9 protein-coding genes are annotated in these 10,081 nt (G+C 71.6%); 4 read left to right on the top strand and 5 right to left on the bottom strand.

The annotated features are described in order from the left end of the window. Positions 1–40 precede the first annotated feature (40 nt). On the top strand, positions 41–1,654 hold the full coding sequence (locus VMR86_17660) for a CTP synthase (GenBank protein HTO08880.1): 1,614 nt from the start codon (positions 41–43) through the stop codon (positions 1,652–1,654). A gap of 1 nt (position 1,655) precedes the next feature. Here VMR86_17660 and VMR86_17655 read toward each other — a convergent pair whose 3' ends face one another. Next, positions 1,656–2,225, bottom strand: coding sequence for a carboxymuconolactone decarboxylase family protein (locus VMR86_17655; GenBank protein ID HTO08879.1), 570 nt, complete (start codon positions 2,223–2,225; stop codon positions 1,656–1,658). A gap of 43 nt (positions 2,226–2,268) precedes the next feature. On the opposite strand from VMR86_17655, the gene VMR86_17650 reads away from it, so the two are divergent. Further along, positions 2,269–3,489 carry a hypothetical protein gene (locus VMR86_17650; protein HTO08878.1) on the top strand — a complete coding sequence of 407 codons (1,221 nt, stop codon included), beginning with the start codon at positions 2,269–2,271 and terminating at the stop codon, positions 3,487–3,489. Here VMR86_17650 and VMR86_17645 read toward each other — a convergent pair. The 4 genes from VMR86_17645 to VMR86_17630 form a co-directional block, all read right to left on the bottom strand. Next, a complete protein-coding gene (locus VMR86_17645) occupies positions 3,486–3,647 on the bottom strand; it encodes a hypothetical protein (GenBank protein HTO08877.1) in 162 nt (53 codons plus the stop codon). The two genes, VMR86_17650 and VMR86_17645, sit on opposite strands and share 4 nt — an antisense overlap. Before the next feature lie 3 nt (positions 3,648–3,650). After that, on the bottom strand, positions 3,651–4,631 hold the full coding sequence (locus tag VMR86_17640; protein HTO08876.1) for a hypothetical protein: 981 nt from the start codon (positions 4,629–4,631) through the stop codon (positions 3,651–3,653). Between the two features lie 160 nt (positions 4,632–4,791). Further along, positions 4,792–7,278, bottom strand: a complete 2,487-nt coding sequence (locus VMR86_17635) for a serine/threonine-protein kinase (GenBank protein HTO08875.1) — start codon at positions 7,276–7,278, stop codon at positions 4,792–4,794. A 152-nt stretch (positions 7,279–7,430) separates the two neighbouring features. Beyond that, the gene (locus VMR86_17630) at positions 7,431–7,841 is read right to left on the bottom strand and encodes a hypothetical protein (protein ID HTO08874.1); all 411 of its coding nucleotides are present in this window, start codon (positions 7,839–7,841) and stop codon (positions 7,431–7,433) included. A gap of 215 nt (positions 7,842–8,056) precedes the next feature. On the opposite strand from VMR86_17630, the gene VMR86_17625 reads away from it, so the two are divergent. Together VMR86_17625 and VMR86_17620 are read left to right on the top strand one after the other, a co-directional pair. Next, positions 8,057–9,574: a sigma 54-interacting transcriptional regulator gene (locus VMR86_17625; protein ID HTO08873.1), complete on the top strand. Its 1,518-nt coding sequence runs from the start codon at positions 8,057–8,059 to the stop codon at positions 9,572–9,574. Between the two features lie 151 nt (positions 9,575–9,725). Then, the gene (locus tag VMR86_17620; GenBank protein HTO08872.1) at positions 9,726–10,037 is read left to right on the top strand and encodes a hypothetical protein; all 312 of its coding nucleotides are present in this window, start codon (positions 9,726–9,728) and stop codon (positions 10,035–10,037) included. The last annotated feature ends 44 nt before the right edge of the window (positions 10,038–10,081 follow it).

Genomic DNA, 10,081 nt, shown 5'->3' with positions numbered 1-10,081 from the left:
GGTGTCCCGAGGCCCGTGCCCCCGGAGCCGAGGGAGAGCGATGAAGCGCCAGACCAAGTTCATCTTCGTGACGGGGGGCGTGCTCTCGTCGCTGGGCAAGGGCCTCTCGTCGGCGTCGATCGGAGCCCTGCTCGAGGCGCGAGGCCTGCGCGTCGCCTTCCTCAAGCTCGACCCCTACCTGAACGTCGACCCCGGCACGATGAACCCGCTGCAGCACGGCGAGGTGTACGTCACCGCCGACGGCGCCGAGACCGACCTCGACCTGGGTCACTACGAGCGCTTCACCCACGCGCAGCTCACGCGCGCCAACAACCTGACCGCGGGGCGCGTGTACGAACGCGTGATCTCGAAGGAGCGTGAGGGCAAGTATCTCGGCGCCACCGTGCAGGTCATCCCGCACGTGACCGACGAGATCAAGAGTCACATCCTGTCCATCGCGAGCGAGGGCACCGACGTGCTGATCGTGGAGATCGGCGGCACGGTCGGCGACATCGAGTCACTTCCCTTCCTCGAGGCGATCCGCCAGCTGCGCTCCGACATCGGGCGCGAGAACGTCTTGTACATCCACATCGCGCTGGTGCCCTACGTGGCCTCGGCCGGCGAGCTCAAGACCAAGCCCGTGCAGCACAGCGTGAAGGAGCTGCGCTCGATCGGCATCGCGCCCGAGATCCTGCTGTGCCGCACCGACCGCTACCTGCCGCGCTCGGTGAAGTCGAAGCTCGCGCTGTTCTGCGACGTGGACGAGGAGGCGGTGATCACCGCCAAGGACGTCGACACGATCTACGAGCTGCCGCTCGTGTTCCACTCCGAGGGCCTGGACGACATCGTCGTGCAGAAGCTCTCCATGTGGACCGGCCAGCCGAACCTCGAGCGCTGGGAGCGCGTGGTGGCCGTGCTGAAGAACCCCGACCAGCGGGTGAAGATCGCCATGGTCGGCAAGTACGTCGACCTGACGGAGTCCTACAAGAGTCTCAACGAGGCGCTGACTCACGCGGGCATCGCGCACGGCGCGGGCGTGGACATCGAGTACGTCGACTCCGACAAGCTCGAAGGCTCCGCGCTCGACGGCCTGCGGTCGGTCGACGGCATCCTGGTCCCGCACGGCTTCGGCTCGCGCGGCGCCGAAGGCAAGATCCAGGCGATCCAGTTCGCTCGCGAGCACGAGATCCCGTACTTCGGTGTGTGCTACGGCCTGCAGATGGCCGTGATCGAGGCCGCGCGGAATCTCGCGGGTCTGGCCGGCGCGAACTCGACCGAGGTCGACTCGAAGACTCCGCACCCGGTGATCGACTATCTCGAGGGACAGGCTGCGCGGGCGGGCAGCGGCGGGACGATGCGTCTGGGCGCGTACCCGTGCGTGGTGACTCCGGACACCCTGGCGGCGCGCGCGTACGGGAAGACGGAGGTCTTCGAGCGCCACCGCCACCGGCTGGAAGTGAATCCGCTGTATCACCAGACCCTGCGCGATGCGGGGCTGGTGATCTCAGGTCTGTCACCCGACGGGCAGCTCGTGGAGATCATCGAGTATCCCGACCACCCCTGGTTCCTGGGCTGCCAGTTCCACCCGGAGTTCCAGTCGAACCCGTTCGAACCCCACCCGCTGTTCCGGAGCTTCATCGGGGCGGCGGTGCGGCGCAGGAGCGGCGGGGGCTGAGTCACTCGCTCCGGCGCGGGAACGGCTGCTCCGGCACCGGCGCCTGCACGTCGAAGGTGTTGAGCGTCATCGACACGAACGTGTAGAAGCCGAGCGTGGCGAGCAGCTCGACCAGGCCGCGCTCGCCGAAGCGGGCGACGGCGCGCTGGTAGAGGTCCATGGGCAGGTCGCGCGTGGCGTGGAGCGCATGACTCACGTCGTACACGAGCTTTTCGTCGTCGGGCGCGCGCTCGGGCCGGCGCTGCTTGAAGATCTCGTCGATGGTCTCCTGGGACACGCCGAACTCGCGGGCGTAGCGGGCGTGCGCGACCCACTCGACGTTGCTGCGCCAGGCGCGGCCGGTCACGAGGATGGCGAGCTCGATCAGCCGCCGGTCCAGCGTGGTGCGCTGCCAGATGAAGTCGCCCAGGCCCATGGCGCGGCGCGAGAGCTCGGGGCTGCGCAGCCACGGGTCGAACGGGCCGCCGATCTGGCCGTCGGGGCGCGGCGGGCGCACGCGGGCGACCTCTTGGTAGCGTTCGCGCTGCTCGGGCTCGAGCTCCTCGGGGCGCTTGGGGGTGAGTCGGCTCATGGGCCGATTCTCGCACGGCGGGGGGCGCGGTAGACTGCCGCGCGTGAGGATCGCGCTCGCTCGCGCGGCGGCGGCCGCGATGCTGCTGGTCGCGCAGGCCGGGCGTGCGGCGGACGCGGACGAGGCCGGCGCGTTCGAGAAGCGCGTGGCGGAGCTCGAGCGGCGCGCGGACGCTCTGCTCCGGCCGCCGGCGGCGATGCTGCCCGCGGACGCGCCGCTCGTTCCGAGGTATCTCGGGGGCGGCGGCGAGATGCCGCGGCTGGACGAGCACGCGCGGCTGAGCGCGCGACACTTCCTCCTGGTGGGGCTCGAGCGCGGGCAGGTGAGCGAGGTCGACTACGGCGACGGCTCGCAGTCGACGCGCTTCGCGCCGCCCTGGGAGAAGCAGGGCTTCGTGGTGGCTCCGGTCGAGGTGCTGGTCGCGATGGCGCTCGCGTCGGGTGACTCCCTGCGCGGGGTGGAGCTCGACCTGCGCATCGCCACGCAGGAGCGCGGGACTCACTTCGTGACGCTCGTGCACGAGCTCGACGGCCCGCTGCACGTGACCGACGTGAGCGGCGAGGCGCCCGCGCTTCCGCCCGCGCTCGCCGAGGCGGCGCTCGCCGCGAAGTACGGCATCGGCCGGCTCGATGCCGACTCCGGTCACTGGTCGCCCTCCGAACGCCAGTCACTGGCGCGCGCTCTCTCGCTCCTCTCCGAGCGCGAGCGCGCGACACTGCGCCAGATCGAGCTGCGGCGCATGGAGCGGCCGCGCCGCATCGTGCCGGTGAAGGGGGCGTGCGGGCTGGCCACGGTCGAGCTCACCCAGCGCTGGATCGAGATCTACGATTGCGCCTTCCGCGACGACGACATCGTGTTCGTGGGCGACCCGCGCGCGCCGGACCGCGCCTCGGTGCGGATCCTCCTGCACGAGCTCGGGCACGCGCTCGCCGCGGAGCCCGTGCATCGCTTCTTCGTCGACATGCAGCGGCTGCTCGACGAGGCGGAGGCGCGGCACGCGCCCGGCCTGCCGGGGCTGGTCGAGCGCCTGCGCGCGCTGCTCCTCCGGGTCACTCGGGCGCAGCCGACGGGACCCGCCGTGACTGCCTTCAGCAAGCTGCCGGGTGCCGCCGGCGGAATCACGAGCTACGGGCGGCAGAGCCCCGCCGAGGCCTTCGCCGAGGCGTTCTCGCTCTATCACGCCGACCCCGAGGCGCTGCGGCGGGTGTGTCCCGCCGCGCTCGAGTTCTTCGAGCGCGGCGGTCACCTGGACGACGCGCGCTAGCTCGGCTCGTCCTTCTTGGGCGCGGGCGAGGGCTTGGGCGGCGGCCGGCGCGGGTCGTTCGGATCGGGCCCCTGGCGCCGGATCTTCTCGATCTGCTCGCGCAGCCGCTTCGCGCGCGCCTTCCGCGCCTCGGCGTCAGCGTCGTCGCCGTCGGACACGACTCACAGTCTAGGGGCGCACCTCCGGTGCGCGCCAGACGTGCGGGCGGGGGCAGGAGCCGCGCCCACGGCCGCGACCAGCGCTCCGCCGCCGTTGCCGGTGCCGCCGTTTCCGTTGGCCCCGGCGCGGGGCAGACCGGACTCCTTCTTCACGCGCTCGATCGCGGTCCGCAGGTCGTGTGCGCGCGCGCTGGTCGCGAGCGAAACCCTCCGCGCCGCCGTCCCGGCGAGCCTGGCCACGTAGCGGCCCGCGGCCATGGACTGAGTGCGGCCCCTCTGCGTGTGTTTGTCGAGCGCCGAGCGCATGTTGCAGTCGTCCATGGCGCCGCGCGACACGAACTCGGAGTGCGGCGTGCCGAACCACACCTCCTGCCACCACTCGCGGCTCTCGGGCAGCATCCAGCTCAGATACCCGCCGTCGAGCACGTCGCGCGGCTCCTGGATCGCGCCGCTGAACGAGTAGCGCACGCCGGCGGCCGCGATCGGGTCGAAGAACTCCGGCGTGTAGAAGTCCGACACGAGCACGCCGTTCACGCTGTACGCGTAGCGCGCGTCCTCCGAGGGGTCGCACGGCTCGACCAGGAACAGCACGCGGCCCTGGTCGGGCTTGGGCGAGTCACCCGCGACCAGGCGCTTGCCGAACGGGTCGACCAGCATCTCGATCGACTCGTGACTCGTGGTGAGCGACACCACGTCCTCGTCCTGGTTCGCCTCGACCAGCGCGAACGGCTGGCCGTCGTTGTCGAGGTGGATGCCGGCGGCGCCCGCGTAGTCGATGTTGTCCTGGATCAGGATCGGCCAGGTGCCGAGCGGCACGTCCTCGAGCTTCGCGAAGGTGTCGACCGTGGCCGAGACCTCCCAGATCGGCGCGAGGTCGCGCGTGACCTGCTTCTGGATCGCGGCGCCGATGCGCGCCGCGAGGTCTTGGGGAACCGCGGAAGATTCGGAGACGATTGCGATCTGCCGGATCAGGTGGCTGGCCATGGTAACTCTCCTTGGGGCGAGTGACTCGCCGTGGTGAAGACGTGCGGTCGACCCGGTGCAATGGCCGGGCCGCGCCGCGCGGGCCGGGCCTGCGCTGGGGAGTGCCGCACTGCCCGCGGGCGAGGTCGCGCGGCGCGGGCGCTGCCCTCTCGGGCGGACGCTACGCCGAGTGAGTGAGCGCGACCAGGCGCTCGCGCACCTCGAGCGCGCTCGAGGGCCGGCGCTTGCGGTCGCGGCTCAAGCAGTCGGCCACGAGCAGCGAGAGCGGAGCCGGGCAGCCCGGCGCGCACGCGGCGAGCTCGTCCGGTACGGCGTGGAAGATCGCGTCGAGCGTGTCGGCCCAGGCCGCGCGCTCGAACGGGTGGCGCCCGGCGATCGCTTCGTACAGCACCACCGCCGAGCTCCACAGGTCGAAGTCCACGGTCGGCGGGTCGCCGCGCAGCGCTTCGGGCGACATGTAGATCGGGGTGCCGACCAACGCCGGGCCGAGCAGCGAGACGTTCGAGAGCCGCGCGTCGATCTGCCGCACCGACGCGTTCACCAGCTCGTCGCGTTTCTGGAAGATGCGCGCCATGCCGAAGTCGAGCAGCTTGGGCGTGCCGTCGGCACGGAAGCCGATGTTGCTCGGCTTCACGTCGCGGTGCAGCATGCCCGCGCCGTGCACGTGCGCGAGCGCCTCCATGAGGGCGATCCCCAGCCCGACGGCCTCGTCGGGCGCGAGGCGCGAACGCGCCAGCCGCTCGCCGAGCGTGCCGCGCTCGAGATACTCGAGGATGAGCAGCGGCGTGCCGCGCCAGCGCTCCACGCCGTAGATCAGGGCCAGGTGCCGGTGCGCGATCGCCGCCATGGCGCGCGCCTCGCGGCGCAGCCGCACCGACTCCTCGGGCGACGTGCGCGGCAACGTCTTCAGCGCTACCGAGCGATACAGCGCGAGGTCGGTCGCGAGATACACCACGCCCATCGCCCCGCTGCCGATGCGCCGATCGAGCTGGAACTTGCCCAGCAAGCAGTAGGGCAGGGAGATGTCGGCCACCGGCTCGCCGCAGGTTCCGCAGGCGACTGACTCGGGCGGGTGGATGCGGTGACAGGCGCGGCACTCACGAGCCACGCGCCGGTCCCAGGTCGCGTCGGGGGAGGAATCGAGCGGCTCCTGCGGCTGCCGCGTGCGCAGGATGACGTTCTCGAGGCCCGTCCCCGCCTGCGCGACGGCGCCCCGCACCAGCTCGAGGTCGTGGCGCGCGTACTCCAGGCCGCTGCGCTTGGCGCCCAGCACCGCCAGGCCGAGCGCGCTGCCGTCGGCCGTGCGCACCGGGGCGATCCATTCGGCGCCGCTGTCCGCGAGCCACTCCCGGTCACTCGCGGCGAGCGCACTCAGCGACGACGAGCGGTTCTCGAGGTCGATGCGCACGGGCGCGGACGCGTTGGCCAGGAACGTGGCCAGCTCGGAGTGTGCGTCGAGCGAGCGCCGGATCTTCAGCGGGTCCTCGAACTGCCCGCGCGCGGGGCTTTGCACCATGAGCACGGCGCCCTCGAGCTGGAGCGTGTCACCGAGCTTGCGGCCCACGTCGCGCGCGAAGCTCTCGGCGCTGTCCGAGACCGTGCTGATCACCGCCAGGTCCACGAGCGCCTGCTGTGAGTCGTAGGGGGAGCGGAAGAAGAGGCGGTTGAGCACGGCCACGGCGCGTCTGCCCAGGACCAGCCCCAGCACCCCCGCCGCGATCGCCAGGCCCAGCGCGATGCCACCCGTACCCTGTACCAGCTGCTCGATGGTCTCCGTGCGATGGCGGTACAAGTGAACCGCCAGCGCGACGAACGGCAGCGAGACACCCAGCGCCACGACCGCGCGCGCCAGCCCGTATTCGAGCACGCGCCGCAGCACCAGCCGCAGCTCGAGCGCGTGGTCGACACGTACCGCGTACGCGGCGCTGAGCGGGATCGCGAGGATCATGAGCTCGACCAGGCCGAGCACGAGCGGCAGGTGGTCCGGCTGGCGGATCCACGCCGCGGCCGCCGGTGACACCGCGTAGAGCAAAATCAGGCCCGCGACCGGCGTGGCGCACACCAGCGTTCCCGCCATCAGCAGGGCGACGCGCCGGCGCTCGTCGGCCTCCGCCCGCCGCGTGCGCCACAGCGCGAAGGGCAGCGCGGGCAGCAAGAGACCGTAGGTGATCGTCCAGTAGCTGCTGCCGGCACCGCGCGCGTCGAGACGCGCCAGTGGCTCGAGGTCCGCAAACGCGAACGCGGCGTTCACGACCAGGAGGGCCACGCCGACCGCGGCCGAGACGGCGAACCCCGCGCGCGCGATGCCGCGGACGCTGGGCGAGTCGAGCGGGTTGCGGGGAAACTCCGCGAAGAAACGCCACACCAGCGCGGGCAACAGCGCATCGATCTGCAGCCGCGCGAGCAGCGCGAGCCACCAGGGCGGCCCGCTGGTCGCGAGCCAGGCGTCGAGCGGCCGGCGCGCGAACGACGACGCCACCACCACGAACGTCGCCCCGAGCAGCGCCGGCCGTGAGTCGCGTCGCGAGCCCAGCACGAGCGGCAGCGCCACCGCGCTGAACGCGGCCATCTGCACGAGAGACACCCAGGGCGAGAGACTCTCGCCCGTGCGCGCGCCCGACAGCAAGAGGATCAAGGCCGCAGCCATGCCCGCCGCGACCTTCGCGCAAGCTCCGAGTATCGTCGCGAGAATCCAGCCCGAAATCGCCAACGCGCGCGCGCCCCAGTCGGCCCCGCAACAGGATACACGGGCCGGCTGAGTCAGCGTGAGCGCAACGGCTCGGCTGGAGAGCTACAGGCTCAGCAGGCGAACCCCGCGACCAGCCGGGCGCGCCGGATGCGCTTGGAGATCTCGTCCCAGGCTTCGTGGAAGGCCTTGGCCGTGATCGCGGTTGCGTCGGGGTTGGCGGCCAGCGTGTAGTCGGCCGACTTGGAGCCCGCCTGGCTCGCGCACGTCTCGACCTGCGTCATGTCGATCGTCTGGTGGGTCTGGACGTAGGTCAGAATGGGCCCCCGGCTCAGGCTCCGGCCCTCGTCGATGACGTCGCGGGGCACCGCGAGCTTGGTGCCGTTCGAGATTGCATTCGCCGAGACGATCCTCCACAGCACCGCGCCGATCGCCTCGGTGAGGATCTCGTCGCTGTCTTCGGCTGCCACCTGCGTGAGAAATTCCTGGTCGACCGGGTTCGTCGCGATGATGTCCTTGGCCATGTGCCCTCCCCTTGGGTTTGTCTCTCGCTCCGCTGGACGCGGTCCCGGAGTATGCTGGTGCTCCGTGACTTGGCCAGCTCGATCTCGAACCGCGCGCATGCACAGCAACCCCCGTGCCGGGCGGCTGCGGCGCCCCGGCCGCGACGTGCGCTGCCCGCCAGACACTCCGCGCGGCCGAGTGTCTCGTGGAAGCGACTGCCCGCGGGAGGCCGGCGATGGGCGATGAGATCGATCGGCTGCGAACCGAGAACGACTTTCATCGCCGGCTGCTCGACCTCTCGACCGAGCGCGACGTCGAGCGCTTCCTGCGCGAGGCGCTGGTGCTGGTGCTCGAGCTGACGGGCGCGACGCGCGGCTACCTCGAGCTGCGCGAGCCCCGCCTCGCGCCGACCGAGCCGGTGTGGTGGATGAGCCAGGGCTGCGGGCCGGAAGAGGTCGCCGACATCCGCCGCAGCTTGTCGCGCGGCATCATCGCCGAGGCGATCGCCACGCAGGCCACGATTGCCACCTCCTCGGCGCTGCTCGATCCGCGCTTCGGCGGGCGCGAGAGCGTGCGCGCCAGCGGGATCGAGGCCGTGCTGTGCGCGCCGATCGGCCGCGATCCGGTGCAGGGCGTGGTGTACCTGGCGGGTGCCACGCGCGGCGAGTCGTGGTCGGAGACCGAGCGCGGCTGGGTCGAGCTGTTCGCGCGCCACCTGGCGCCGCTCGCGCACTCGCTGCTCGAGCGCCAGCCGCAGGAGGCGCAAGGCGACGCGCTCGCGGCCGTGCCGGCGTCGTTCTCCTATGAGGGCGTCGTGGGCCGCAGCGAGGCACTCGCAGCGGCGCTCGGCCAGGCCGCGCTGCTCGCGCCGCTCGACGTCCCCGTCCTGTTGACCGGTGAGTCGGGCACGGGCAAGAGTCAGCTGGCCGAGCTGATCCACCGCAACAGCCCGCGCCGCGCCGGGCCGTTCGTGGAGATCAACTGCGCGACGCTCCCGCAGGACCTGATCGAGAGTGAGTTGTTCGGCGCGCTCGCGGGCGCACACTCGACCGCGCGCCGCCCGCAGCGCGGCAAGGTGTCCACGGCGGAAGGCGGCACGCTGTTTCTCGACGAGATCGCCGAGATTCCGCACCACGCGCAAGCGAAGCTCTTGCAGCTCATCCAGTCGAAGCAGTACTACGCGCTCGGCTCGGCCGAGCCGTCGTTCGCCGACGTGCGCGTGATCGCTGCCACCAACACCGACCTCGCGCGCGCGCTCGCAGAACGGCGCTTCCGCGAGGACCTCTACTTCCGGCTGTCGGTCATGCCGATCCGCATGCCGACCGTGGCCGAGCGCACCGGTGACGTCGCGGCGCTGGCGCGCCACCTCGCCGACCAGGCGTGCAGGAAGCACGGCTTCGCCCGGCTCGAGCTCTCGCCTCGGGCGGTACGCGCGGTCGAGACCGCCGAGTGGCCGGGCAACGTGCGTCAGCTGTCGAACGCCGTGGAGGCGGCGGCGATCCGCGCGAACGGCCAGCGCGCGCTGCGCATCGAGGTCTCCCATCTGTTTCCGGGCGCGGCGGGCGCGGAGCGCGACCTGGAGCCCGAGGCGACCACGTTCCAGGAGGCAACCCGCGAGTTCCAGCGCGCGCTGTTGCAGAAGACGCTGCGCGAGACGCACTGGAACGTGTCGGAGACGGCGCGGCGCCTGGATCTGGTTCGCTCGCACGTGTACACGCTGATGGACGCGTTCGGCATCGAGCGCGGGAAGTAGACCGACCGGCTGTCTCCTGGCGCGAGCGCGTGCGGAGTGTTTCGACTCCGGGTCCGGACGGTGAGGAGCGCGCGGCCGCCCGGGACCCCGTTCCGTGCGGCACGGGCCTTGCGTAGCGCTCGCCGAAGCCCCGGCAGCCATGGAGAGAGCATTGGAAGCATTCGGTGTGGTGAGTGCGCTGGGCGAGCTGCGCGAGAACTCACACGGCATCGCCGACGTTCGCCAGGTCAGCACGGGCAAGTACCTGATCGATTTCTCACCCGAGTTCAGACGCGAGATTCCCGTGGTCGTGGCCACGGTCGTTCACACCGAGGACGTGCCGGGCACGCTCGGAGTGAGCATCGCCGTGGAGCCGGGGCCGGCGCTGTGCACGGTGCTGATCGTGCAATCGAACAACGGCGCGCCGGTGAGTCGCGAGTTCTGCATCGTGGCCAGAACCGGCCGCCAGCCGCGTGCGGACTGACACGAGAGCCGGCAGCGCGCAGGCAGCTCGCCGGCACGTGACAG

It is taken from the genome of Myxococcota bacterium (assembly GCA_035498015.1).
In the GTDB taxonomy this organism is placed as follows: domain Bacteria; phylum Myxococcota_A; class UBA9160; order SZUA-336; family SZUA-336; genus VGRW01.
Note: the sequence above shows the minus strand (reverse complement) of the source record. Positions and strands in the feature narration are given on the sequence as shown.